General features: G+C 46.8%; 24 protein-coding genes. 14 read left to right on the top strand and 10 right to left on the bottom strand.

Annotated features, from left to right (window positions below):
• The first annotated feature begins 18 nt into the window (after positions 1-18).
• The gene (locus H6F77_RS28350) at positions 19-150 is read left to right on the top strand and encodes a hypothetical protein (protein ID WP_255515723.1); all 132 of its coding nucleotides are present in this window, start codon (positions 19-21) and stop codon (positions 148-150) included.
• A 232-nt stretch (positions 151-382) separates the two neighbouring features.
• Positions 383-1015, top strand: a complete 633-nt coding sequence (locus tag H6F77_RS11230; RefSeq protein WP_190488402.1) for a PEP-CTERM sorting domain-containing protein — start codon at positions 383-385, stop codon at positions 1013-1015.
• A gap of 268 nt (positions 1016-1283) precedes the next feature.
• Here the strand turns inward: H6F77_RS11230 and H6F77_RS11225 are convergent, their stop codons facing one another.
• The 3 genes from H6F77_RS11225 to H6F77_RS11215 form a co-directional block, all read right to left on the bottom strand.
• Positions 1284-1622: a hypothetical protein gene (locus H6F77_RS11225; RefSeq protein WP_309228833.1), complete on the bottom strand. Its 339-nt coding sequence runs from the start codon at positions 1620-1622 to the stop codon at positions 1284-1286.
• A gap of 35 nt (positions 1623-1657) precedes the next feature.
• The gene (locus tag H6F77_RS11220) at positions 1658-3253 is read right to left on the bottom strand and encodes an NAD(P)H-quinone oxidoreductase subunit N (RefSeq protein WP_190488400.1); all 1596 of its coding nucleotides are present in this window, start codon (positions 3251-3253) and stop codon (positions 1658-1660) included.
• A gap of 358 nt (positions 3254-3611) precedes the next feature.
• Positions 3612-4340 carry a cytochrome c biogenesis protein CcdA gene (locus H6F77_RS11215; RefSeq protein ID WP_190488496.1) on the bottom strand — a complete coding sequence of 243 codons (729 nt, stop codon included), beginning with the start codon at positions 4338-4340 and terminating at the stop codon, positions 3612-3614.
• A 407-nt stretch (positions 4341-4747) separates the two neighbouring features.
• Between H6F77_RS11215 and H6F77_RS11210 the strand changes: the two genes are divergently transcribed.
• Positions 4748-7195 (top strand): CHAT domain-containing protein, encoded by a 2448-nt coding sequence (locus tag H6F77_RS11210; RefSeq protein WP_190488398.1) that lies wholly within the window; start codon positions 4748-4750, stop codon positions 7193-7195.
• An 86-nt stretch (positions 7196-7281) separates the two neighbouring features.
• On the opposite strand, the gene H6F77_RS11205 is transcribed toward H6F77_RS11210, so the two are convergent.
• From H6F77_RS11205 to apcA, 4 genes are all read right to left on the bottom strand, one after another.
• Positions 7282-8484 (bottom strand): FtsW/RodA/SpoVE family cell cycle protein, encoded by a 1203-nt coding sequence (locus H6F77_RS11205; RefSeq protein ID WP_190488396.1) that lies wholly within the window; start codon positions 8482-8484, stop codon positions 7282-7284.
• 154 nt (positions 8485-8638) lie between these two features.
• A complete protein-coding gene (locus tag H6F77_RS11200) occupies positions 8639-8842 on the bottom strand; it encodes a phycobilisome linker polypeptide (protein WP_190488394.1) in 204 nt (67 codons plus the stop codon).
• Positions 8843-9126: 284 nt separating this feature from the next.
• Positions 9127-9612, bottom strand: a complete 486-nt coding sequence (gene apcB, locus H6F77_RS11195; protein WP_190488392.1) for an allophycocyanin subunit beta — start codon at positions 9610-9612, stop codon at positions 9127-9129.
• Between the two features lie 65 nt (positions 9613-9677).
• Positions 9678-10163: an allophycocyanin subunit alpha gene (gene apcA / locus H6F77_RS11190; RefSeq protein ID WP_190488390.1), complete on the bottom strand. Its 486-nt coding sequence runs from the start codon at positions 10161-10163 to the stop codon at positions 9678-9680.
• A 156-nt stretch (positions 10164-10319) separates the two neighbouring features.
• Between apcA and H6F77_RS11185 the strand changes: the two genes are divergently transcribed.
• Positions 10320-10526 carry a hypothetical protein gene (locus H6F77_RS11185; protein WP_190488389.1) on the top strand — a complete coding sequence of 69 codons (207 nt, stop codon included), beginning with the start codon at positions 10320-10322 and terminating at the stop codon, positions 10524-10526.
• Between the two features lie 732 nt (positions 10527-11258).
• Positions 11259-11936 carry a PD-(D/E)XK nuclease family protein gene (locus tag H6F77_RS11180; protein ID WP_190488387.1) on the top strand — a complete coding sequence of 226 codons (678 nt, stop codon included), beginning with the start codon at positions 11259-11261 and terminating at the stop codon, positions 11934-11936.
• 141 nt (positions 11937-12077) lie between these two features.
• Here H6F77_RS11180 and H6F77_RS11175 read toward each other — a convergent pair whose 3' ends face one another.
• Positions 12078-15500 carry a phycobilisome rod-core linker polypeptide gene (locus tag H6F77_RS11175; protein WP_190488385.1) on the bottom strand — a complete coding sequence of 1141 codons (3423 nt, stop codon included), beginning with the start codon at positions 15498-15500 and terminating at the stop codon, positions 12078-12080.
• A 380-nt stretch (positions 15501-15880) separates the two neighbouring features.
• Between H6F77_RS11175 and H6F77_RS11170 the strand changes: the two genes are divergently transcribed.
• Positions 15881-17077, top strand: coding sequence for a class I SAM-dependent methyltransferase (locus H6F77_RS11170; RefSeq protein WP_190488383.1), 1197 nt, complete (start codon positions 15881-15883; stop codon positions 17075-17077).
• A gap of 167 nt (positions 17078-17244) precedes the next feature.
• Here the strand turns inward: H6F77_RS11170 and H6F77_RS11165 are convergent, their stop codons facing one another.
• A complete protein-coding gene (locus tag H6F77_RS11165; RefSeq protein ID WP_190488381.1) occupies positions 17245-17925 on the bottom strand; it encodes a fasciclin domain-containing protein in 681 nt (226 codons plus the stop codon).
• 488 nt (positions 17926-18413) lie between these two features.
• On the opposite strand from H6F77_RS11165, the gene H6F77_RS11160 reads away from it, so the two are divergent.
• The 8 genes from H6F77_RS11160 (at position 18414) to H6F77_RS11125 (ending at position 24562) form a co-directional block, all read left to right on the top strand.
• A complete protein-coding gene (locus tag H6F77_RS11160) occupies positions 18414-18860 on the top strand; it encodes an ATP synthase subunit I (RefSeq protein ID WP_190488378.1) in 447 nt (148 codons plus the stop codon).
• A gap of 54 nt (positions 18861-18914) precedes the next feature.
• Complete coding sequence (gene atpB, locus H6F77_RS11155) at positions 18915-19679, top strand: F0F1 ATP synthase subunit A (RefSeq protein ID WP_199321288.1); 765 nt, start codon at positions 18915-18917, stop codon at positions 19677-19679.
• A 121-nt stretch (positions 19680-19800) separates the two neighbouring features.
• Positions 19801-20046, top strand: a complete 246-nt coding sequence (gene atpE / locus H6F77_RS11150) for an ATP synthase F0 subunit C (protein ID WP_010994186.1) — start codon at positions 19801-19803, stop codon at positions 20044-20046.
• Positions 20047-20238: 192 nt separating this feature from the next.
• Positions 20239-20724 (top strand): F0F1 ATP synthase subunit B', encoded by a 486-nt coding sequence (locus tag H6F77_RS11145; RefSeq protein WP_190488376.1) that lies wholly within the window; start codon positions 20239-20241, stop codon positions 20722-20724.
• A gap of 89 nt (positions 20725-20813) precedes the next feature.
• Positions 20814-21356, top strand: a complete 543-nt coding sequence (locus H6F77_RS11140) for a F0F1 ATP synthase subunit B (RefSeq protein ID WP_190488374.1) — start codon at positions 20814-20816, stop codon at positions 21354-21356.
• Between the two features lie 2 nt (positions 21357-21358).
• A complete protein-coding gene (atpH, locus tag H6F77_RS11135) occupies positions 21359-21916 on the top strand; it encodes an ATP synthase F1 subunit delta (protein WP_190488373.1) in 558 nt (185 codons plus the stop codon).
• Positions 21917-22017: 101 nt separating this feature from the next.
• Complete coding sequence (atpA, locus tag H6F77_RS11130) at positions 22018-23535, top strand: F0F1 ATP synthase subunit alpha (RefSeq protein ID WP_190488371.1); 1518 nt, start codon at positions 22018-22020, stop codon at positions 23533-23535.
• A 76-nt stretch (positions 23536-23611) separates the two neighbouring features.
• Positions 23612-24562 carry a F0F1 ATP synthase subunit gamma gene (locus tag H6F77_RS11125; RefSeq protein WP_190488369.1) on the top strand — a complete coding sequence of 317 codons (951 nt, stop codon included), beginning with the start codon at positions 23612-23614 and terminating at the stop codon, positions 24560-24562.
• Positions 24563-24755: 193 nt separating this feature from the next.
• Here the strand turns inward: H6F77_RS11125 and H6F77_RS27555 are convergent.
• Positions 24756-24990, bottom strand: a 235-nt coding sequence (locus H6F77_RS27555) for a hypothetical protein (RefSeq protein WP_206753455.1), incomplete at its 5' end; no start/stop codon positions are given.

Genomic DNA, 24990 nt, shown 5'->3' with positions numbered 1-24990 from the left:
TTCAGTGTACTTTTATTTTTGGTTATCTCGTTCGCGGTTTGCCGTCTCGATCGGCTTAAGTTTCGTCAGTTTCGTAACCCACTGGGGCGTTCTCCTGCTATTCGCTACTTGTTTAATTTAGCAGCACTTACGCCGCGCGATCGCCCCTAGTAGCTAAAAATTTTATAACACTAATCTCCTATATCAAAAGAAGCAAAAAGAAGCAAGCCGTTATTTTATGTGAAATTCTTTTCAAGAAGCCGCGCCGCCAATGCAAAATGCACGCTTACAGTTTGACTAACATCACCCTACTGGGTGATGCAAGTGGAGGATGTAGTTCAGTGCTTGGTGAGAGTTTAATAGTAAACGTACTAACAACCGTAAATCGACTGGGGAGGATTGAATGACATCTAATATTATAAAAAAATTAGCCTTAACTGCTAGTAGCGCGTTTCCTGTTGCCGCCACTGTTGCTACTGCTACTGTCCTGGGTTGGTCTAATCCGGCTCAATCTGCCAGTTTTAATTTTAGCTTTAATGGAAGTAGTGAGTATACGGTTTTAGGTTCTTTTAGTTACGATCACACACTTTACTCAGGAACCATCGGCAAAAATCAACTGGATTCTTTTAATATTTCCTTTATACAAGATGGGAAAATCAAACAAGAGAATTCAACTTTATCATCTTTGTTTGATTTTGAATTTGATACAGCTTCTAAGTTTATAAAGAGTATAGACGCCGGAGCTTTTTCCATGTACGACTGGCAAAATTCTGCGCCTGACGGATCCCTTTCATTTGAAAACAAGAGCGACTTGCTAAACGATGTTTACAAAGGGTGCGGTGGTTTGGTTTGGCAAAAAGATTCGCACATACAGGCCTCGACTGGTGGGTATTGCGCTCCTGACTCCAAGGTAGTCGTCACTCCCTCAGAACCAGGTACGCAACCCGTCCCGGAACCTGCATCTACAATGAGCCTGTTGGTGGTGGGTGCTTTCGGTACTGTTTTCCGGCTCAAGCGCACCAACAAAGTTGCGTAATTTGTAGTAGTTTCCCTGCGGCTAGGTTAGTTAGTTCAGGCGGGTAATGCCGATCAAGTTCGCGATCGCCCGCCTCTACAATAAGCTTTGATAGTAATAGCGATCGCTCCTAGTGGTTGAAACTACACTCTGAATTAGATTAATTTGAACATTTATTTAGCTATTTATTTTACACGCATACAAGTATATACAAAAAACGCCTGTAAGCTATTTATTTGAGCAAACAGGCGCTTATTGAGCGTGCAAAATTTCTAGTTTAGGCTGAGAACTAATCACCTTCAGCTTCGCGTTTGGGTCGGCGTCTGAAAAGACTCGTCATGCTCAGGCCAGTTACGATCAACGCAATAAGTCCCAACCCATTTAAGAGTGCGTAAACTTTCTCTAGTCCCGGAAGCGCTCCTGTATGAATAGCCAGCAATAAGTTAGTTTTTTCACCTTCAACATGCAACCATTCATCTGCAATTGAATAGATGATCCCGGTAATTGCAGTTAAGGCTAGGGGTACGAAGACAATGGGAGCAAGTTTGCGGTGAAGTTTGCGAAATTTTGGTTCAGGCATATCTAAAAAGACGGTAATGGGTAATCGGTAATCGGGAATTGGTAACACCTCTTACCTCTCACCTATTACCGAACTTGTGTTTATTAGATCTGAGGTTCCAAATTAATGGTTGGCTCAACGTTTATAGCATTGATTTGGCTAGAAACCTCTCCTGAAATTTGAGTGCTAGTAGCCGTTGCGTGCAGCATCGGTGTACGGGTGACGGAACTGTTAGCAAGGGTAAACAGGGGGTTAGACAAAATCCCTGCTAGAGATGTGGCAATAACTGACAGTACCAGCCCAACTTGCAATGGCCGCATTCCGGGTAAATTCCAGCGAATTTCTGGATAATTCTTCACAGCTTCGGACATTTCCTGGGGTTCTTTTACTACCATCATCTTGACAACGCGGATGTAGTAGTAAATCGATATCACGGTAGTGAGCAAGCCTAGCAACACCAACCCGTAAGCCCCAGCTTTCCAACCAGCCCAGAAGAGATACAGCTTACCGAAGAATCCCGCAAGGGGCGGAATGCCTCCCAAGGATAGCAAACAAATACTTAAGCCAAGGGTTAGGAGCGGGTCTTTTTGATATAGTCCGGCGTACTCGCTAATCTGGTCGGTTCCCGTCCGCAGGGAGAAGAGAATCACGCAGGTGAAGCCGCCGAGGTTCATAAACAGGTAAATCAGCAGGTAAAACACCATGCTGGAGTAACCTGCATCTGTACCAGTAATCAAACCGATCATCACGAAGCCAGCCTGTGCAATGGAAGAATAGGCTAGCAGGCGTTTCATGGTGGTTTGAGTCAAGGCGACTACGTTACCCAAAATCATGCTGAGTATGGCGAGGGCGGTGAAAACAAAATGCCACTGTTCGGTTACGAGTGGGAAGGCTGTCACCATTAGTCGAATAGCGAGGGCGAAACCAGCAGCTTTGGAACCAACTGAAAGGAAAGCTACGACTGGAGTGGGAGAACCTTCGTAAACATCGGGCGTCCACTGGTGGAAGGGGACGGCGGAGATTTTAAAGGCGATTCCAGCGATCGCAAATACTAATGCGATCGCTAAACCCAATGATTGTGCGCTGCTGTTGGCGGCGAGGCCAGTTGCGATCTCGCTCAATATTGTCTCTCCCCCTGACAGTCCGTACAAAAGGGAGACGCCATAAAGAAACACTGCCGAACTAGAAGCGCCAATCAACAGATATTTCAGCGCCGCTTCGTTGGAACGGACATCGCGCTTCATGTATCCCGTCATCAGATACGACGAAATACTGAGAGTTTCTAACGAGACAAAAATCATTACCAACTCATTCGCACCAGAGAGGAACATCCCCCCAACTGTTGCGCTGAGTAATATGGCCATGAATTCCGCTAAAGATGTGCCCGCCTGCTGGACGTAGCGGATGGACATTAAGATGGTGACGGCGGCGGAGAGCGCAACAATGCCGCGAAACACGACACTGAGGGGGTCGCCGTTGAAACCACCCAAAAATGAGATGGTGTTAGCGCTATCCCATTGATAGTACAGGGCGACGACGGAGGCAAGAAGACCCGCGATCGCAACATAGGGAAGCCAACGGGCCGACGACCGCCCTACAATCAAGTCACCGACTAGAACTACCAGGAGGGTAATAATTACAATTCCCTCTGGCCAAATTGTCCCAGCATTCAACTGGGCTGCAAGTTCAGCAAAGCTCATAGGATCTATAACTATTGGGGATTTGGTGCTTGGGTATAAAGGCTAACTTTATTGATTTTATAGGTATTTCCATCTTTAATAGGGATTTTATGCAGTGCTTTCTCATGCAAGGCGGGTAATATTCACAAAAAACACCAATACGGCAGATATTTCTATCCCTGCATATAGCGATCGCGCGACTTGCTATCGTTAACCCAGGTTGCTAGTTTTAAAAAAGCTTGTTCTAGAATTAAACCAAATATCAAGCATAAGCCTTTGATAATGAAACCTTTCAGATTAAGTAAGTCTCGCTTTTGCTTTAAACGCATCAACAGGCTATTTAAAATAAAATAGCCCTGCACTCGATAATTAGTTCAAATTAGGCAAACCGAGATAGCAGCGAGAATAAACCAAATCCTACTAATAACACCCCGCTAACAGGATTAATCCATCCAGACCACTGGCGCAACTCCAGCAACTTCTTAATTGAGGCTGTAAACGTACCAGCTAAAATTAAGGGCGCCACGTATCCGGCTGTGTAGGATAGAAGTAAAGCTGCCCCTAAAATCAAGTCTTTTGTCTGAGCAACCCAAAAAAGCAACGTTGCCAAAACAGGAGTGCTGCAAGGAGAAGCAACTACCCCAAAAGTTAAGCCAATCAAATAAGATCGCACTCCTTTTGGCAAGTCTTTAGAAATCCAATCCAAACCACCCCAAGAAGGCAACTGTATGGGCAGTGCGTCAAGTAAATTAAGACCCATCAAGATAGCCACAATGCTGACAATAATTGGCAAACCAACTCCAACTTGGCCGTAAACTTTACCGAGTAAAGCTGCAAGTATTCCTAAAGCTGCTAGCGTGGTTGCTAACCCTAATGAAAACCAAGTTGACTGCACTGCTGCGCTTAGACGACTTTGAGTTTCATATCCGCCGATGTAGCCAATGGTGATGGGCAACATAGAAAGCATGCAGGGTGTGAGGCTGGTTAGCAACCCAGCAGCAAAAATCACGCCGATGCTGACCCAACTGAGATGCGTTAGCTGGGTGGAAACGAGGCTATCGGCAAATTGTTGTAATTCGTAAAGCTGTGTTTGCAATGTTTCAATCATCTGGGCGCTGGCTTGTGGAATGCTTATTCTGCTTGAATTGTAGCTCACACAGGCTTGGAGAACAGATCGACGATACGCAAAGCGTCCGCACAGCTATAAACTACCCGCCTTCAAGGGTAGCGCCGTCAACTAGCAAATACTTATTGACGCGGCCTTTAACCCCGGCTAAAACAGTACAGTAATTAACCGTGTTGGCAACGCTGGGCGCGGTAGAATCACTGGTAATGGTGCCATCGGACTATCGCGATCGCTTCTCATCCCAACCACTTTGAAATAACATCCCAACCCCTCCTACTGGGAAGCATTTACACTACGAAAGCAAAGCAGATTAAAGTTGTGAGTATTTAAGACGCGATGCATGGCGTCTTAAATAATAAATTTATTAATTTTGAGTTTGGAGTAGTGCCATGAAATCCCAACAAATTATCCTTATCTCACTTATTACTCTACTAACCTGTTCCGTCACAAACTCTCAAGCCAGAAGTCAGGAGCAAAGTAGTAGCGAAGAAGGGCAAATTTACCAACCGCAAATCAAACAACCCCCATCACCCAAGTTATTGGCGCAAATGCCAATTGAAGCTAAAGCCCAAGCCGATACCCTTCTGCGCCAAGGAATAAACCAGCACAAAAATGGTGAATTTCGAGCAGCATTAAAATCAACGCAGGTAGCTTTGACACTTTATCAAGATATCAAAGATGATAGAGGAATAGCCGATGCTTTAGGAATTATCGGCAATACTTACTTTTCTTTAGGGCGATATCAGCAAGCAACTGAATTTTATCAACAGCAGCTTGAAATTGTCCGAAACTTGGGCGATCGCGCTGGTGAAGCTCAAAGTCTAATCAATTTGAGCAATTCTTACTTCTATTTGGCAGACTACGATCGAGCGAGGAAGTTGCAACAGCAAGCGCATATTGCTAAACAAAGACTCGGCAATCCTATAGGAGAAACTGCTTTTTTGGGCAATACGGGCATTGTTTCCGAGCGCGAAAAACAATATATACAAGCACTTGAGCTTTATCAACAGCAGCTTGCAAGAGCTAGTAAATTGGGCGATAAAGCAAACGAAGCTAATATTTTAAATCATCTGGGGAAAGCTGCTGTTGCTGCGGGAAAATACGAAGCAGCGATTCAGTTTTATCAGCAGCAACTGCAAATTGCGCGAGATTTAGGCGACAAGGCAGGTATTGCTAATTCTCTCAAACGTGTCGCAGAAGCTTATAATTTTTTGCGACAATATCAGCAAGCAATTGACTTTTATCAGCAGCAATTGGTAGTTTCGCGGGAAATTGGGGACGCTGCGGGAGAAGCGAATAGTCTAAAAGCTTTGGTAGCAGCATACAAATCGCTAGGCCAACCTGAAAAGGCGGTTGAGTTATATCAGCAGCAGGCAGACCTGGCGATAAAATCAAGCGATCGCCTTTCCCTTGGCACGGCTCTAAACAATATTGCTCTTACTCATATCAGCAATCAAAATTACCCAGAAGCCAAAAAAATATTACTAGATGGAATTAATGTTTGGGAATCAAAACCAGCAGATAGTAACGATAAGGCATTAATTATTAAAGAGCAAAGTAATACCTATGGTCTGCTGCAACAAGTCCTAATAACTCAAAATCAGCCGGAGGACGCCCTGGAAATTGCCGAACAACAGCGTACTAAACATTTTAAAGATTTATTCACAAAGACCGTAGCTCCATCAATTGTGCAACTTCCCCTCGAAGCACCAAAACTGGCGCAAATTCAAAAAATTGCTGCCCAACAAAAAGCCACGATTATTGAATATTCAATTATTAAAGACAGTAATCAAAAGGATTCAGAATTGTTCGTTTGGGCAATTCAACCTACAGGCAAAGTTGTGGTACGCCGGATCGATCTGCAATCGAAAGATGGTATTGCTCCTCTTTCTACAATAGAAGAACTTGTTGCTAGTAGTAGAGAAGCTCTTGGTGCAGCAGGCGATCGCGGTATAGTTGCCAAGTCAACTGCTGTAGCAACTCCCGAAACAAAACTGCGACAACTCCACAAATTGCTAATCGATCCAATTGCGGAATTTTTGCCAAAAGAACCAGAAGCGAGAGTTATTTTTATTCCGCAAGGAGCGTTATTTTTAGTTCCCTTCGCAGCTTTGCAAGATGAAAGCGGCAAGTATTTAATTGAAAAGCACACAATTTTAACTGCGCCTGGAATCCAAGTTTTGGAACTGTCGCGCAAGCAGCGGGAAAAATCTAAAGGGGATAAAGTGTTGGTGATGGGCAATCCTATTATTCCCAACATTCCTTCTAAAATGGGGGAACCGCCGACGCAGTTAGCGCCAATATCGACAGCAGAACAGGAAATTCTAGAAGTTTCTCGTCTTTGGAATACAAAACCCCTAACGGGTAACGCCGCTACCAAAGTTGCAATGTTGGAGCAATTGCCTAAAGCAAAGATAATTCATTTAGCAACGCAGGGGATATTGAAAGAAATTAGAGACGGAGTACCGGGAGCGATCGCTCTTTCCCCCGCAAGATCCGATAACGGCTTGCTCACCGCTAACGAAATCTTAAACTTAAAACTGAGAGCTAAATTAGTTGTAATTAGTGCTGGTGAAGTTGGGAAGGGCAAGATCGGTGGCGATGGCGTTATCGGACTATCTACCTCTCTAATTTCGGCTGGCGTTCCCTCTGCCATACTCTCCCTATGGACAGTAACCGACGCACCCACAGCCTCATTAATGACAGAATTTTATCGCAACTTCAGGCGCAACGACGACAAAGCCAAAGCACTTCGTCAGGCAATGCTTACCACCATGAAACAGCATCCCGCACCCAAAGACTGGGCAGCTTTTACCCTCATTGGTGAAGCTAAGTAGTAACCTATCAAGGTTAACTTGAACATATTCTTGTAGAGACACCGATTTATCGCGTCTCTTACCCATCTATAAAATCCAAAATAGATTTATCCCTGCGGCTTCTGCACAACGCGCCGCCGGCGGCCATTTTCACCCCTGCGCCCTTGCATCGACACCACTTCGGCTTCATTGCTCTCTCTCGCCACGCGAATTAGCAACCCCGCTGCCATTAAACTCGCGATCATGGAATTACCCCCATAGCTGAACAATGGCAAAGGTAGCCCAGTTGTGGGTAAGACGCCCGTAGCAACGCCAATATTTATTAGTGACTGCCCAACCATCAAAATCATTGCGCCAATAGCCACCAGCCTGTGAACGTCATTGCGGGCTTTTATGGCAATCAGCAGCGCTAAGCTTCCATAAGCCATTATTAGTAACAACAGCAGCAGACTGCCAGCCAATCCAAACTCTTCGGCAAAGACGGCAAAGATAAAATCGGTGTACTGAATCGGCAAATAAAAGAGCTTTTGTTGCGATAGCCCAAACCCAGACCCCCAAGTTCCGCCAGAGCCTACAGCTAGTAAACTTTGAATTAGCTGGTATCCATCTTGCATGGGGTCAGCCCAAGGATTGAGAAAGGACATCACGCGCCGCCGCTGATAGTCTTTGATGCTGATACTGAGAGTGGCTATGAGCAAACCGCCTAAGGCTGTCCCTCCCAAGTAGGAATAAGGCAAGCCAGCCGCTAGAGCAATCAGCCACAGCGTCATCCCGCACAGCGCTGTTGTACTCAAGTTGGGCTGTAGCAGAATTCCTAAAAGCACGCAGGCAAAAATTCCTAACCAAGTTAAGCGGACTTTCCAGGTTAGCCGCTCCCATTGCCCAAATATGCGAGCGCTTTGTAGCACTAGGAAGGGCTTTATTAACTCAGAGGGTTGGACTGGAAATGGCCCCAAGGCTATCCAGCGGGTGGCACCATTGGTAGTAGTTCCTACTCCCGGAAGTAAGGTGACGAAAAGTAGCGCCAACAGCAGGAATACCAACCAATCAGCTATTCCCAGCACGTAACGCAAGGGGGAATTAACTACAACGTTAAATAACACTAGAGCTAGTGCTACAGAGATAAGTTGTCGTTTGAAGTAGTAAAGTCCATCCCCAAACTCAGCATCCCCAGTGGGATAGGAAGCGGAGAACAGAACCACTAATCCAATAAATAGCCACAAGAATGTTAGCCACCGTAACATTCGGGCTTCTAAAGACCATTCCTTTACTGAAGGGTCAAAAAACGGAATTAGTTGGCGTAGGTTCACAGGGGCTAGAGGTAACGGCGATGGGTAACTAGAGGCTGGTGAGTGGGGCTAGAAGTCAAAAGGCAAAAGTAAAATTTTACTTTCCCCATTTACCATAAACAAAAAAGAGGCCTTTATGACCTCTCTCCTCAAAGCTTACCGTCTAAACAGGAAGTTACAGCAGTCCTGTATTCGCACCTGGTTTGCCAGTAGCCAGCTCAACCTTAACGATTTTGCCACCCATTTTCATAATCCGCTGTTGCTCGCGAAACCAGTTGTCATAAGGAACCAGCTTAGTAAAATAGGTGTTTTGCAATTCACGCTGCGTCCGGATGCGAGTTTGGCTGGGAACGCAGGCTGTTACCTTGAACATCCGCATGGGTTAATTCTCCTGATTTGGTGAGGAAACTTTTAATGTCAATCAATCTTTAGAATACGCCAACCTTGGCTCTTCTTAAATTCTGCAAGAGCGATCGCGTGTTGCCCCTGCAATCTACGCTCTCCAACCGCTCTAACACTTCAAAGCCCGGGAGTCAAAAGTAAATACTAGATCGCTCAAACTCATCTGCAACCCCACTGAGCAGGACAAGCTTCTAACAAGCTAGCACTCACCATCGACTTCCCGGACCTTAACTCACGCAAACATCGCGCCTAGCTAGACTATTAGCTCAAGCCAGAGCTGATGTAGTCGAAATAAACGCCCATTTCCTTACCAGCATCTGCACCAACCAAGCTAGCAGTAACTTCCTTCATTGCTTGGATAGCTTGCACAGTTGCGGCGATGGGTACACCCAGGGAGTTGTAGGTTTCTTTCAAGCCATTCAGCACGCGCTCATCCAGGATGGAGGGGTCGCCAGCCAACATAGCATAGGTGGAATAGCGGAGGTAGTAGTCCAAGTCGCGGATGCAAGCAGCATAGCGACGGGTTGTGTACATGTTGCCACCGGGACGGGTGATGTCCGAGTACAGCAAGGACTTAGCAACAGCTTCCTTAACGATGGTGGAAGCGTTGGCGCTGATGGTGGTAGCTGCACGAACGCGCAGTTCACCAGTTGCGAAATAGCCCTTGAGCTTTTCGAGTGCGCTGGTGTCCAGGTACTTACCTTGAACGTCGGAGGAATTGATAACAGCAGTAATTGCGTCTTGCATTTTTCTTGTTTCCTATCTCGGTAGTTTTTGTTGGTTCAAATCCTAAGCAGGGAAGGGGAAACACCCTACTGCATAGCACCAATCACGTAGTCGAAGTAAGAGCCAGCTTCCGATGCGTCTTCACCAGACATCAGGGAAGAAGAAGCATTCTTCAGAGCGCGGACGCCTTCGGCAACGGCATCAATGGGGGTACCCAGAGACTTGTACATTTCGCGGACGCCTACCAGACCGATTTCTTCAATCGGGGTGACATCGCCGGAAACTACTCCGTAGGTGATCAAACGCAGGTAGTAGTCGAGGTCGCGCAGGCAGGTTGCGGTCATTTCTTCACCATAGGCGTTGCCACCAGGAGAAACCACATCAGGGCGCTTTTGGAACAATTGGTCGCCAGCTTGCTTTACGATGCGCTCGCGGGAGTCGGTCAGCACTTGAGCGATACGCAGACGCTTTTCACCAGAGGTGACGAAGCTCTTGATCCGGTCTAGTTCGCCTGGGCTAAGATAACGAGCCTCGGCATCTGCATTCACGATAGCTTTCGTGACGATACTCATCGATGGATTCCTCCAAAAAATATGTAACCAGATGTGTGGAAAATGGCTTTCACCAAATTATTGCTGAGTCTTTTTCCCCAAGCAGCTTTTGTCCCTAGACGCTGAGAAGCTTTAAGTATTTTCTGCGTTTATTAGGGTTACTGAGGATACAGGAGGTTGCTGACCCAGCTCCCTTCCGGAAATATTTTGCGATATTTAGTTCACACTCTGGCTCTGTTCTTAATAGTTTGTAACATAGTTCCTCATGTTGGGGGGCGATCGCAAACAGCAGGCGATCGCCCAAAGCCTGGTGCAGTCAGAAGTATGGGGCTAAACATCACACAACAGGCCACCTCTGCGACAAGGTTGGTAGTCGCGGGTTAGAGGTTGTGGGGGTGCGATCGCACTCACTGTGGTCGGGCGGGCGATCGCATTTTTGAAGCGCTAAGACACGAAGGGTGCCAAGAAAGAGCAGGAGCCTCCCTCGTTTCGATGGGCATGTCCCGATTAAGGTCAATAAATTAGTGGATTTGCAGCGAAGCGACGATCGGGCGAAGACTGCGATCGCTCTACAAAAATTATTTAAGTATTTATTGAATAAGATGAGTTTATTGCTCAATTTACACCATCTTGATACCAGGATTACTTTATTTATAGCTACTTTAATAAAACCAAAATTTACATTTTTATTTGTTAATTAATATTTTTAAAGTTTTCGCTTTATTTTTAATATTTTTTTATTTTAACTAATGTAATAATGTAAAAAATAAAAAGTTGTTTTTCTAAAATTTCAACTAAAATTATAGAATTTTAGCTATATAACTACAAAAAACTAAGTAATAAGATTTTATTTATAATGCGAAAGAGAAGCTCGCGGCTCAATTAGCAGAACACTATAACTTTAAAAATAGTGCAAATACACATAAAATATAAACTAAAATATGATTTATGGAAAATTATTAGCATTGAATTTTATGATTAAGGCAGCGATCGCCCCTCCTCTACCACTCATTCTCTGTTTAGTCTGCGCGGGGCGGTTCGATAAAAGGCGATCGCTCTAATATTTTTTATTATTAATAAGATTAAGAGGCATGGCACGCAAAGACAAACAAACCAATGCTCAAACCAACCTCACTACTCCCCAGCCGCAAAGCAAAATCTGTGTGGGATAGGGGAAAACAATATTTTGTGGATGAATCGGGCGATCGCGTCCCCAGCGTCACCACTATACTGAATGTTACTAAATCGCAAGCAGATAGAGATGCACTGGCTAATTGGAAACAGCGAGTAGGAGTAGCTGAAGCCAGCCAAATTACCAAAACCGCTAGCAGTCGCGGAACCCAAACCCACAAACATATTCAACGCTATTTGCTAGGCGAAGACAAGCGAATTCCTGATACCGTCCTCCCCTATTGGAACAGTATCGAACCAGTCTTACAAGACATCCACGATATTAGGCTAGTTGAAGGCTCTGTTTTCCACCGCGATTTGCGCTACGCCGGAAAAGTAGACTGCGTTGCCAGTTATCGGGGGATACCCTGCGTCTGCGAGTGGAAGACAGCAGATAAGCCTAAAAACACGGTCGATCGCCTCTACGATTACCCTCTTCAACTAACAGCATATATGGGAGGAGTCAACCAATCTTATCAGGACTACGACATTAAGATAGAGTGCGCTTTGCTGGTTGTTGCCATACCTGAAATGCCAGCTGAAGTATTTTGGTTTGAGCCAGAAGCGATGATGAATTACTGGCAAAAGTGGCAAAAAAGAGTAACAGCATATTGGCTGCGTTAAAGAGCGATCGCCTCTTTTCTTACTTTCTTTCTTCTAAGGCTTCACAAAAAATCCCTCTGACCTTTCTAAAGATCGAGGGAAAAAATTTCTTATTCATTTGTGAGAAGTGGGTGGGCATTGCCCACCCTACAAATTAGCTAATTAGCTAAACCGTCCGCCTAGATAAGAAGGCGACAGATCGGACCAGGACTGCTTAACCAAGTCGGTTTGAGCTTTCACGCTACCCAAGTAATTACCCGCAGGCAGCGACGGATAGCGGTTGTATGGGACCACATCCTCGCCAAAATAACGGGCATACTCAGGACTATCAACCATTGCTTCTACAGCCGCCTTCAAGCCACTATCTGCTAGCAGTTTATTGTACTGGCGGATCTCAGCTTGGGTTGCTGGTGCGCGTCCCAGGATGTGCCGGAACAAGAACTCAATCACCTTGGTATTCGGGTAAGGCGCATAGAAGCGCTTACGGTAGATCTCCGAACTTGCCAGAGTCTTAACAAACTCACGCACAGAAATTTCACTGTTGCGGAGTTTGCTCTCCAGATCCGAACGTCGAATCTCGTGGGGAACCTGACCGCTGAATACATCCATCACCTGACAGTAGATGGCATTCAGCACCAGTTCAGTTTCACTCTGGCTCATGCCTAAATTCATCCGGTGAATCCGTGCAGGCTTGCGGCGTGTCGTACCGACACCAACCTCAACAGATTGCCCGTTGCCGTTAGCAAAAGAGCGTCCCAGTTCAATAAAGCGAGGCTTGGTCATATCCGGCATTCTTGCCTGACGCGCCAAGTCTGCCATCGCCTTGGACATAATCGGCATCTTCGTGGCATCCATGCGCGACTTGACAGGCTCGAAGCTGGGAACCACCAAGTCATCATTCTGCTTTGTCAGCTGGGTGTAAAGCTTCTCGCTATTGGGGAAGTTAGCCGCAGGCAGCGTCGGGAAGCGACGGTATGGAACCGTATCTTCTCCAAACAACTTGCCATACTCGGCACTATTCACCATGGCACCGATAAATGCTTTAATCCCTCCCGAGGCCAGAAGCACGTTGTACTTCTGGATTTCCTTCTGGTCTTGAGGCGCACGTCCCAAGAAGTGCTTCGTACCCAGTTCAATCACCTTGGTATTGGGATACGGCGTGTAAAACTCTTTGATGTAGAGTTCCGAACCACCCAATGCCTCAATGAATTCCTTGAGGTTGATTTCACCATTCCCCAGTTTGCTTTCCAGGTTGCTGAATTGGTTTTTCACGATATAGGGTTCGATATCGCGCTCAAAGATTTGCCGATAAGCAGCCCGGATGAGTGTTGCCACCTGAGTCTTGTCTTCGGTGCTGGTGAGCTTGAAGACCTTGGTCTGTTCGCGCTGCTTGCTGACGCCTTGGTTGACGCGGAACTGAATATCCGGTTCCGACCGTATTTCTGCAACTGCACCCAGTTCGACAAAGCGCGGTGTTTCTTCCTTATCTACCAGCGTGCCTGTGTCGCCGATGCTGCCAACACGCAGACTACGCAAGCTTAAGCCTGCGGGCGTCAGGTAGCGCTCGTAGGGAACGGTATCTTCACCAAACGACTCGTTGTACTCTGGGCTGTCGATAAGGGCATCGACTAAACCGTAGAAGCCTTTCTTGGAAGCGATGTCAAAGTACTTGTTAATTTCCTGGCGTCCGTAGGTGGGACGACCCAACAGACGACGGTGGATGTACTCAACAGCCTTGGTTACATACAGCTTCGTCCAGTACAAGCTGCGGAACAAGTCAGATTTAGCCAGCGCTCGAATAAACTCGCGCAGGGTAGTTTCGCCATTTTCCAGCTTAATTTCTTGTACTTTTAGGCGCTGACCTTCATAGACATCGCGCCCAAACACTTGCAGGTAGCAAGCACGAATAACTGCTTGGGTAGAACTTTCGGAGAATTTAACGCTGGAACCTTTGCTATAGCGTTTCAGCGAGGTGCCGCCGTTTCCTCCTACACCAGGGAGTTGATCTAGCTTGAACACCTTGGGACCGAGGGAGCCAGGAGCCTTGGGACGAGCTGCTGGGTTGCTCAGTTGGTTGTCAATTCCAGGGCCGTTGCGAATCAGGATGCGGCGAGTATCTTTGCCAAAAGGCGCCGGACGGGTGCTGGGATTGCGGGTTTCTTTCGGGAAGATTGCCCCAAACTGAATTTCCAGGGGGTCGTTACCGGAGCCGTAGGGGTGTTGGTCGGGCAGCGGACGCTCGTAAGCGGCGAATGTAGTGATAAACTGAGGAACCTTGCGGAAAGGTGCGCTGTAATTGAGCAGGTCTTGCTGCGGTCCCCAGTTGCGACACTCTTGGGCTTCTTGACCCAGACCTCGGAGGTACGGTACTGTTTCTTCGCCAAAGTAGTCGGAGTATTCTTGAGAATCTACCAGAGCGTCTATCAGACCAGGCAGACCTTTGTTGGAGACGATAGAGAAGTATTTTTGTACTTCTTCGCGGCTGGATGGGCCGCGTCCAAGAATGTGACGGAAGGCCAGTTCTAGAGCGCGACTGTTTATGAAGGGTTCGTAGAACTGTTTCCGGTAAAGGGGAGATTTACCCAAGCGGCGGATAAACTCCTTCATGGAGATGTCGCCGTTTTTGACCTTGGATTCTAGGTCAGAAATGGATTGGCTGTAAGCGCGGGTAATGTCGCGCTCAAAGACTTGCCGATAAGCGGCTTTTACAACTTCTTGCTTTTCAGATGACGACAGCCCTGGCTTCATGGCGTATTTGGGACGCCGCTCGGCTGCGTTGAAGTAGATTTGGGGCAGTTGCAGACCTTGTTGGTCGCCCGAAGGACGCTGCCGTACTTTGTCTGAGGGGGTGGGGGCTTTGAATTCGTTGATCAGGACTTCAAAGTAGCTCTCGACAATCTCAGTTGCCTTAGCATCTTTGCGGAAGGAACCCAAAGCTGCCAGCCGCATTTCCTGCAATGCCACGAGGGTGGCATCGGTAGAGCAAGCACTTTCGATGATTTCGCGCAATCCCCGCGTATTGACGGAGATGATGTTGGGGTCTCCAGCTACGATCGCGTAGGTGACGTAGCGCAAGAACCACCCTAAGTCCCGCAGCGATTTCTGCATGTTAGCAGGGCCGTAGCGGGCAACGTTGATTGGTCGGAAGCCAGGAGGAGTGGCACTGGTGCCCACGCCACCACTGGCGCTGAAGAGCGATCGCAATCCTTCAAAGAATCCGCCCCGACTTTCTACATAGGTGACGGTTCCCAATTTCATGCCTTCTTTGACATCCATCCCCCCGGCTGTAGCTACACCAGCCATTTCCCTCGCTGGTTCCTTTGGCTTTTCTAAGAAAGCCATCGGTGAACCACCCACGAAAATGCGGTTGGCAGCACGAGACACGATCAGGTCTGAATTTTGGGTGAGCGTTTCTGCAATCTCTAAACGCTTGCTGCCAGAACTGAAATAGCTGGCTAGTTCATCGAGTTCGCCACGCCCTAAGAAGCGGTCTTGTTGTTCCGCTTGCGAAATTGTAGCCACGGGTACGGTTTGATATAGTTGCGGACGTGCAACTGAGCTTCCACCACTGGCTTTAACACTCATGATTATTCCAAAAGCTCCCTATAGATAAATTTTGTTTGCGCTAATTCCCAGCTTTGGAGCCTGGGCTTGTTCAAAACAACTGCCGAGCGTCTACCTGTTCAGTTTTCTAGATTAGAACTTTTCGCGTTGTTTACGCTGCTTTGTTAAGAAGTGTGTAGATTTTGAAAAATTTAGGTAACGTTTTTAAGAGTTGGGGGGCCAAAACAGCCACTTCCATCATGTCCGACACTCAGCAGTGTTGGTGAAGTTGCTTCCCAAGTCCTAAAAAAGGCCAACCAAGCAGCGTCAGGGTTACATGGGTTCCACTTTCCAGATAGACTGTCTTGGATAATACTAAGCCCCAACGTTACAGAGCGGCTTTGTCTGGTACAAAAAAATATATGGAAATTAATCAAAATACTACTTCTGCCGTTCAGCGGCTATACGATACTTACCCCTTTCCCCCAGAACCGCTACTGGATAGCCCACCTCCAGGGTACAACTGGCGTTGGAATTGGCTGGCTGCTTATAGTTTTTGCACTGGGCAAAAACCGCAAAAACAGGATATCCGCATTTTGGATGCTGGATGCGGCACTGGCGTGGGAACAGAATATTTGGTTCACCTCAATCCTCACGCGCACGTCACTGGTATTGACCTGAGTTCTGGTGCTTTGGCTGTGGCATCTGAGCGATGTCAGCGTTCCGGAGCCAATCGAGTCGAGTTTCATCACCTCAGTCTGTACGATGTGGCGCAGGTTCCGGGTGAGTTTGATTTGATTAACTGTGTAGGAGTGCTACACCATTTGCCCGATCCAATTCGGGGGATTCAGTCTCTAGCCCCTAAGCTAGCGCCTGGGGGATTGATGCACATTTTTGTCTATGGTGAACAGGGACGCTGGGAAATTCAACTGATGCAGAAGGCGATCGCTCTCCTACAAGGTGACAAGCGCGGCGACTACCGCGATGGTGTTAAAGTAGGACGTCAGATATTTGCTTCTTTACCAGAAGATAATCGGCTCGTCAAGAGGGAAAAAGAACGCTGGTCGCTGGAAAATCAGCGCGATGAGTGCTTTGCCGATATGTACGTTCATCCCCAAGAAATTGACTATAACATCGAGACGCTGTTTGAATTAATTGATGCTTCTGGGTTGGAATTTATCGGTTTTTCTAATCCCAAATATTGGCAGCTCGAAAGACTTTTAGGGAAAAATCCAGAATTGATGGAAAGGGCGCAAGGGTTAAGCGATCGCGAACGTTATCGCTTAATTGAATTATTAGATCCCGAAGCAGTCACTCACTATGAGTTCTTTCTGGCACGTCCACCGTTAACTAAAGTAGATTGGTCGCACGAACGGGCGCTTCTCTCAGCGATTCCAGATCGCAATCCTTGTATGGACGGATGGCCTAGTCGTTGCTTGTTTAATTACGATTATCAAATTGTGAATTTGTCCGAATCTGAGTTTGAATTTCTGCAAGTTTGTGATGCCAACTCAGAAAAACGTAGAACTGTAGAAGAAATTTTGACAGATGTGCCAGTAGGGTTAACAGGCGTGCGATCGCTCCTCGACCAGCAGCTAATTATGCTGACACCAAGTTAAGCAAAAAGCAGACGCGCGATCGCACGCGGTATGTCTTCGCCAGAAGTTATCACGGTTTTCATTTCGATGCACTACAACCAAGGAAGTGTATCTTATGCTGCGAGCAAAAAATTCTCCCCTAGCATAGGCAGCTAGGGGACAAAAATTAGAGCGATCGCAGCATTTTATTACAGGGCTGGGTTTGTCTTCTGAGTTGCTGGTGCTGAATCTATCTGAGCCTGAATCTGTGGTGGTAGAATCACTTGGTCAATTGCGTGGATGACCCCGTTACTTGCACTGATGTTTGGTTGAGTCACATTGGCATTATTAACTGTCACCCCACCAGAGCTATTAACTTGTACTGCCACTGTTTTGCCAGCTAAAGTTTCGATTTGTCCGCTTTTTAAAGCACTGGATGTAACTTTACCGCGAACTACATGATAAGCCAGCACCTGACGCAGTAAATCTCTATTTTCGGGGTTTAGTAGCTTATCTACTGTCTGGGGTGAGAGCGCTGCAAAGGCTTTATCCGTAGGGGCAAAAATCGTGAAAGGCCCTTCTCCCTTCAGAGTGTCGCTCAAGCCTGCCGCTTGCACAGCCATAGCGAGGAGCTTGAACTGATTGTTGCTTGCGGCTCGATCTAGCAGGGTGCTGTTTGCTGCTGTCGTCATTTGGCGGGAATCGCTCGCCCGATTATAGCTAGGGGCTTGTTCATCTCCAGTTTGGTTGAGGGGGCCAAAAGTCTCGTTACCCCTTCCTGGGACACTATTGAAGAAGTCTTCGACGCGGGTCGGTTGAGCGATCGCGGGTAGGCTTATGATAGAGGTTAATCCTAAAACGCCGATTAGTAAGTGAATTCCAGTCTTCATTTGATAAATCCCTTTTAAAAAGCTATTTACGATTTGCTATGACTACAGATTAAGTTATGTTTCCCGGCCTTGACCTCTAGCAGCCGACGTACAACTTGAGATATTCAATCACTTACGGTTGCGGTATGGGCGATCGCTGGTAACTATTCGAGTAAATCAGAACATTTACAGCATTAATTCTTTTTTAAGTATTGTTACCACTGCATGGTATATTCAAGTTGAAGCGTGTGAGGCAAAAAACTCGTCGCTCTTCTCCCCACAATATGACGGCTTAAACAAAAGCAATTTGAGTGGGGTTGCTCCAAATAAAGAATTTCCTTGCCGCTCTGCGGCGGGAGCGATCGCGTAGTGTTGTCCAAGTAAAAGTTAGAATTACAAGCTTTTACGGTAATTTGGAGAGAGTTTAGCAGCTTTCACCGAAGTTTACAACATTATTGCTTGAACTCTGTAACAGACAAGTCAACTAACTGGACTAACTTACCAGTTCCGTGAATTTATCAGACGAATCTCAAACACCCATACCAGTAACGCCGGGAGAGCTATCTGACGAAGTATCGGCAGACAGCCAACCCAACGCTTCCATGCAAGAGTTTTACCAACTACAACAATCGTTGTTGCTGGTAACAATTGTTTTGACCGGGATTATTTTTATCTGTGTATGGATTTTTTATTCCCTCAACATTGCCCTGAATTATTTGCTTGGGGCGTCCACTGGTGTGGTTTACTTGAGAATGTTGGCTAAAGATGTTGAGCGACTGGGCGGCGAAAAGAAGCGTCTTGGGTCTAATAGACTCGGGCTTTTTATTGGGCTGATGGTAGTAGCTACACAGTGGCAAAAATTACAAATTCTGCCCATTTTTTTGGGATTTCTCACTTACAAAGCCGCGCTCATCATATACGTGCTGCGAACTTCTCTCGTGCCTAATACCAAATAAATTGTGTGTTAGGTCATCCTTGACTTCTCTTGCTCTGGTGGGGACATCGCCGCAATGTTCATGTTAGATGGTTTAAGCGTCCTAAATTCTTTGCCACTTGCTGAATTGGAAGTCGGCAAGCACTTTTACTGGGAAGTGGGCAATCTCAAACTGCATGGCCAGGTGTTTCTTACCTCATGGGTAGTAATCGCCATTTTAGTCATAGCTTCCTTAGCAGCGACTAGAAATCTCCAGCGAATTCCAAGCGGACTGCAAAACTTTATGGAGTACGCGCTGGACTTTATTAGAGATTTGGCCAAAACCCAAATAGGTGAGAAAGAATATCGTCCCTGGGTGCCGTTTGTGGGCACATTGTTTTTGTTCATATTCTTGTCCAACTGGTCGGGGGCACTCATTCCTTGGAGGCTGATTAAGCTACCAGAAGGTGAGCTAGCCGCTCCCACAAGCGACATTAATACAACAGTGGCACTGGCACTGCTAACAAGCTTGGCGTATTTCTACGCTGGTTTTAGCAGAAAGGGATTGGGGTACTTCGGCAATTATGTCCACCCAACCCCCATCATGTTGCCCTTCAAGATTTTGGAAGATTTCACCAAACCCCTCTCTCTCAGCTTCCGTCTGTTCGGTAACATATTGGCTGATGAATTAGTGGTGGCGGTTTTGGTTCTCTTGGTTCCCCTGTTTGTGCCATTGCCAGCAATGATTTTAGGTCTGTTCACAAGTGCAATTCAGGCTTTAATCTTTGCGACGCTGGCAGCATCTTATATTGGGGAAGCTGTAGAGGATCACGGTCATGGTGAGGAAGGGCATCACGATTGAGTAGTAAAGAACTCAAGTCGTGGCTCTAGTAAAAAAGTTTGGATTTGGGATTAGGGATTTTTTCAGAAATCCCCTCAAATCTAAAAGCGCAAATCGTACTGTATTTAAGGTAAGGAAAATCATGGATCCATTAGTTTCTGCTGCTTCAGTTTTGGCTGCTGCTCTCGCTGTTGGTTTAGCCGCAATTGGCCCTGGTATTGGTCAAGGTAATGCAGCTGGTCAAGCAGTAGAAGGTATTGCTCGTCAACCAGAAGCAGAAGGTAAAATTCGCGGCACTCTACTGTTGAGCTTGGCCTTCATGGAAGCGCTAACTATCTACGGTCTGGTCGTGGCGCTAGTGCTGCTGTTTGCCAACCCCTTCGCGTAAATTGTAGGTTCAGCGCTCAGGCTAACAAGAAAAAACAAAGATTTTAGATTTTAGATAGTATCTAAAATCTAAAATCCAAAATTTAAAATCTAACCAGTCTGGGCGCTGGAAAAAACAATCACTACAACTGTAAAAATTGCATCTCAATAAGCAGAAAGTAAAGACCCTTTTTGAGAAGAGGGTCATAAAATTATGACAAACTGGACCATTCTGCTGGCTGTGGAAACGGCTGCCAAAGAAGGGGGGTTGTTCGATCTTGATGCCACCCTGCCATTGATGGCAGTGCAGTTTTTGATTTTAGTGGCTGTGTTAAATGCAGTGTTCTACAAGCCACTAACAAAGTCAATTGACGATCGGGATAACTACATCCGCACCAATCTTCTAGAGGGCAGGGAGAAGCTATCGAAAGCTGAAAGCCTGACCAAAAAATACGAGCAAGATCTAGCAGAAACGCGCCGTCAGTCGAGCGCGATAATTGCGGCAGCGCAAGCAGATGCTCAGAAAATAGCAGCGCAGAAGATGGCTGAAGCGCAAGCAGAAGCGATCGCGCTACGAGAACAGGCAGGTAAAGAGATTGAAGATGAAAAGAACAAAGCATTTCAATCTCTAGAGCAACAGGTAGACGCACTTAGTCGCCAGATTGTGGAAAAACTATTAGGACCATCACTGGTCAAATAGACAAGAATTATGAATTGTAAATTATGAATGGATGAAATTCATAATTCAAAATTCATAATTCAGAATTCATACTTCAACGGACGAGCAACATGGGGACTTTTTTATTACTGGCTACAGAAGCGGCGGCTGAAGCTGAATCAGCGAGTCATGGGGTTGGTCTGAATACAAACATTTTAGAAACTAACCTGATAAACCTCGCGATTATTATCGGGGTGTTGTTTTACTTTGGGCGGAAGTTTATAGGTAACATCCTGACAGAAAGACGCTCAAAAATTGAAACGGCGATTAAGGAAGCACAAGCTAAACAGAAGGAAGCCGCTGCTGCACTTTCCGACGCTCAGCAGAAGTTGACCCAAGCCCAATCGGAAGCACAACGGCTTCGCGCAGTAGCAGAAGAAAACGCCAAGGCGGAAAGAGAAAGAATTTTGGCAGATGCTGTTCGGGATGTGGAACGCTTGAAGACAACAGCTCAACAGGATACGAACGCCGCAAGAGAAAGAGCGATCGCCGAATTGCGTCAACGGGTTGCGGCAATGGCCATGCAGCAAGTAGAGTCTCAGCTGAAAAGTCAGTTAAATGACAATACTCAACAACAATTAATAGACCGTAGTATCGCGGGGTTAGGAGGTTGAGCATGAAAGGCAGTATGGCAAGCGCTGAAGTCCTAGAACCTTACGCTGAGGCGCTGATGTCCTTGGCTAAGTCTCAGAACAAAACAGATAAGATAGGCGAAGATATGCGCTCCTTGTTGAGCATAATCAAAAGCTCTGAGGATTTGCAGCTGTTTCTAGGTTCTCCAATAGTCAAGAACGAACAAAAAAAGGCAGTATTGCAGCAGGTTGGCGGGGAGCAGCTCGATCCCTTCACCATCAACATCTTGAAACTGCTAGTAGACAGACGCCGCATTATGTTCCTCGAAGGAGTCTGCCAACACTATTTAGCTCTGTTACGCGAACTCAAGCAAACTGTCTTGGCTGAAGTCACCTCAGCGGTGGATCTCAATGAAGCGCAGCAACAGAGCGTGCGTGACAAGGTTAAGGCTTTAACCAGCGCCAGCGAAGTGGAACTGGATACGAAAATTGACCCGGATTTAATTGGCGGAGTCATCATCAAAGTAGGCTCTCAAGTTATAGACGCAAGCTTGCGCGGACAGATCCGCCGCATTGGAATGCATCTGAGCAGCGCCACATAGTCCGTTGCCATGTTTCATGGGTTTATTGTTCATTCGCCGCTGAACCATGAACTATGACAACTAACAACTAACAACTAACAACTAACAACTAACAACCGATCATGATCGCTATCAGACCAGACGAAATTAGCAACATTATTCGGCAGCAAATTGAGCAGTACGACCAAGAAGTTAAGGCTTCCAACGTTGGAACCGTTCTTCAGGTAGGAGACGGCATTGCTCGGATCTATGGCCTGGAAAAGGTCATGGCTGGAGAACTTGTAGAATTTGAAGATGGCAGCGTTGGCATCGCCCTGAACTTGGAAGAAGACAATGTGGGCGCGGTGCTGATGAGCGACGGTCGCCAAATCCAAGAAGGTAGCACCGTCAAGGCGACTGGCAAGATTGCTCAGGTGCCTGTGGGAGACGCTATGCTCGGTCGCGTGGTCGATGCTCTGGCTCGTCCAATTGACGGCAAAGGAGACATCCAAACAACTGAATCGCGTCTTATTGAATCAGGCGCACCTGGGATTATTGAGCGTCGCTCGGTTTACGAACCGATGCAAACCGGAATTACAGCTATTGACGCTATGATTCCCATCGGTCGCGGTCAGCGAGAGCTAATCATTGGTGACAGACAGACGGGTAAAACCGCAGTTGCTGTAGACACGATTCTCAACCAAAAAGAAGAAAACGTTGTCTGCGTTTACGTCGCCATCGGGCAAAAAGCTTCCACTGTCGCCCAAGTAGTCGGTATCCTGCAAGAGCGGGGAGCGATGGACTACACGATTGTTGTTAATGCTAGCGCCAACGACCCAGCAACACTACAATATCTGGCTCCTTACACGGGTGCTGCTTTGGCTGAATACTTTATGTATAAAGGCAAAGCCACGCTGATTATCTACGATGACCTCTCCAAGCAGGCTCAAGCTTATCGCCAGATGTCATTGCTGCTGCGTCGTCCACCAGGACGGGAAGCTTATCCTGGAGATGTGTTCTATCTCCACTCCCGTTTGCTGGAGCGTGCGGCTAAGTTGAGTAACGAACTAGGCGAAGGCAGCATGACTGCTCTGCCGATTATCGAAACGCAAGCTGGTGACGTGTCTGCGTACATTCCCACCAACGTGATTTCGATTACTGATGGTCAGATCTTCCTGTCTTCCGACTTGTTCAACGCTGGTCTGCGTCCGGCAATTAACGCTGGTATCTCAGTATCCCGCGTGGGTTCTGCCGCTCAAACTAAAGCGATGAAGAAGGTGGCGGGTAAGTTGAAACTGGAACTGGCACAGTACGACGACTTGCGTGCTTTTGCTCAGTTTGCCTCGGATTTGGATAAGGCAACACAAGACCAGCTAGCGCGGGGTCAGCGCTTGCAAGAACTGTTGAAGCAGTCACAATACTCGCCGCTGAGTGTCGCCGAACAAGTGGCAGTGGTGTATGCGGGTCTGAATGGCTATCTCGATGATATTGCTGTTGATAAAGCCGCCAGTTTTGCTAAGGGTCTGCGGGACTATTTGAAAACCAGCAAGCCCAAGTATGGTGAAATCCTCCGCAAGGAGAAGCAGCTGACGGATGAAGCAGAGGGACTTTTGAAGGAAGCGATCGCTGAATACAAGAAGACTTTCTTGGTATCTGCGTAGCCTGACACCCTCACCCCCAACCCCTCTCCCTTGCTGGGAGGGGGGAGCAAGAGGAACCCCTAAACAAAAAAAAATTATGGCTAATCTCAAAGCGATCCGCGATCGCATTCAGTCGGTCAAAAACACAAAGAAAATAACTGAGGCGATGCGACTGGTAGCAGCTGCCAAAGTGCGCCGCGCCCAACAGCAGGTACTTGCTACTCGCCCATTTGCCGACCGTTTGGCTCAAGTTATATATGGTCTGCAAACCCGTTTGCAGTTTGAAGACGTAGATCTTCCCTTGCTCAAACAACGGGAAGTGCGGTCGGTTGGGTTGCTAGTAATTTCAGGCGATCGCGGACTGTGCGGTGGCTACAACACCAATATCATCCGTCGCGCCGAAGCCCGCGCCAAGGAACTCAAAGCAGAAGGACTGGACTACAAATATGTACTGGTCGGTCGCAAAGCCACCCAGTATTTCCAGCGCCGCACCCAGCCAATTGATGCCACATACACCGGACTGGAGCAAATTCCTACCGCAGCAGAAGCATCGATGATTGCTGATGAACTGTTGTCCTTGTTCCTATCAGAAAACGTGGACAGAATTGAGCTAGTCTACACCAAATTTGTATCGTTGATTAGCTCTCGTCCTGTCGTCCAAACATTGCTACCTCTAGATCGGCAAGGACTAGAAGCAGCTGATGACGAAATCTTCCGTCTCACAACCAAAGGCGGCAATTTTGAAGTAACTCGCGATAAAGTCACAACCCCTGTCGAAGCATTCCCCAGGGATATGATTTTCGAGCAAGATCCAGCGCAAATTCTGGATGCTTTGTTACCCCTGTATTTGAATAACCAGTTGTTGCGTGCATTGCAAGAGTCAGCAGCTAGCGAACTCGCAGCGCGGATGACAGCAATGAACAGCGCCAGCGATAACGCCAAAGAATTGATTGGAAGTCTGACGCTGACTTATAACAAAGCGCGTCAAGCAGCAATCACTCAGGAAATTCTCGAAGTCGTCGGCGGTGCCGAGGCACTACAAGGATAGATTCAGTTTTTAACTGAAATAATTAGAATGCGTCGGCGATTGTGCGGACGCATTTTTTATTATATTCGAGTGCATCTGTAATTTCTCAGACGCATTTTTTTTCTGGTTAGTAACTTTAGATTTAGCTAATAGACAGGAATCTAGTAGTAGATATTCTAAGTACACAATAGATGCACAACTGTAATAGCGATAGTTAGGCTGTTGCTATACGTTCAGCCAGTCCCGGTCCTCTACAGATGATGGCGATAGTATCTTTAGGAACTGCAAATGGAATTTGTTTTACTAGAATTACTACTGGGAGCATAGCAACTGCAATATAGCCTTTCTCAAGTGAATGAGGTATAAAAGGGTGAATATTTGATGAGTTAAAAATGAAAGCGTACTCCATTGATTTACGGCAAAAGATTATAGATGCGTACCACAGCCAG

This window comes from Microcoleus sp. FACHB-831 (genome assembly GCF_014695585.1).
Lineage (GTDB): Bacteria > Cyanobacteriota > Cyanobacteriia > Cyanobacteriales > FACHB-T130 > FACHB-831.
This window is presented reverse-complemented; position numbering and strand designations above follow the sequence as displayed.

What these genes read in the sequence shown, in the direction of transcription:
- H6F77_RS11180 (WP_190488387.1), top strand. Translation starts at nt 11,259, where the DNA reads ATGCTCAAACCAACCTCACTACTCCCCAGCCGCAAAGCAAAATCTGTG.
- apcB (WP_190488392.1), bottom strand. Translation starts at nt 9,612, where the DNA reads ATGCAAGACGCAATTACTGCTGTTATCAATTCCTCCGACGTTCAAGGT.
- H6F77_RS11215 (WP_190488496.1), bottom strand. Translation starts at nt 4,340, where the DNA reads ATGATTGAAACATTGCAAACACAGCTTTACGAATTACAACAATTTGCC.
- H6F77_RS11125 (WP_190488369.1), top strand. Translation starts at nt 23,612, where the DNA reads ATGGCTAATCTCAAAGCGATCCGCGATCGCATTCAGTCGGTCAAAAAC.
- H6F77_RS11170 (WP_190488383.1), top strand. Translation starts at nt 15,881, where the DNA reads ATGGAAATTAATCAAAATACTACTTCTGCCGTTCAGCGGCTATACGAT.
- H6F77_RS11230 (WP_190488402.1), top strand. Translation starts at nt 383, where the DNA reads ATGACATCTAATATTATAAAAAAATTAGCCTTAACTGCTAGTAGCGCG.
- H6F77_RS11140 (WP_190488374.1), top strand. Translation starts at nt 20,814, where the DNA reads ATGGGGACTTTTTTATTACTGGCTACAGAAGCGGCGGCTGAAGCTGAA.
- H6F77_RS11220 (WP_190488400.1), bottom strand. Translation starts at nt 3,253, where the DNA reads ATGAGCTTTGCTGAACTTGCAGCCCAGTTGAATGCTGGGACAATTTGG.
- H6F77_RS11165 (WP_190488381.1), bottom strand. Translation starts at nt 17,925, where the DNA reads ATGAAGACTGGAATTCACTTACTAATCGGCGTTTTAGGATTAACCTCT.
- H6F77_RS11200 (WP_190488394.1), bottom strand. Translation starts at nt 8,842, where the DNA reads ATGCGGATGTTCAAGGTAACAGCCTGCGTTCCCAGCCAAACTCGCATC.
- H6F77_RS11145 (WP_190488376.1), top strand. Translation starts at nt 20,239, where the DNA reads ATGACAAACTGGACCATTCTGCTGGCTGTGGAAACGGCTGCCAAAGAA.
- atpH (WP_190488373.1), top strand. Translation starts at nt 21,359, where the DNA reads ATGAAAGGCAGTATGGCAAGCGCTGAAGTCCTAGAACCTTACGCTGAG.
- atpE (WP_010994186.1), top strand. Translation starts at nt 19,801, where the DNA reads ATGGATCCATTAGTTTCTGCTGCTTCAGTTTTGGCTGCTGCTCTCGCT.
- atpA (WP_190488371.1), top strand. Translation starts at nt 22,018, where the DNA reads ATGATCGCTATCAGACCAGACGAAATTAGCAACATTATTCGGCAGCAA.
- atpB (WP_199321288.1), top strand. Translation starts at nt 18,915, where the DNA reads ATGTTCATGTTAGATGGTTTAAGCGTCCTAAATTCTTTGCCACTTGCT.
- H6F77_RS11175 (WP_190488385.1), bottom strand. Translation starts at nt 15,500, where the DNA reads ATGAGTGTTAAAGCCAGTGGTGGAAGCTCAGTTGCACGTCCGCAACTA.
- apcA (WP_190488390.1), bottom strand. Translation starts at nt 10,163, where the DNA reads ATGAGTATCGTCACGAAAGCTATCGTGAATGCAGATGCCGAGGCTCGT.
- H6F77_RS11210 (WP_190488398.1), top strand. Translation starts at nt 4,748, where the DNA reads ATGAAATCCCAACAAATTATCCTTATCTCACTTATTACTCTACTAACC.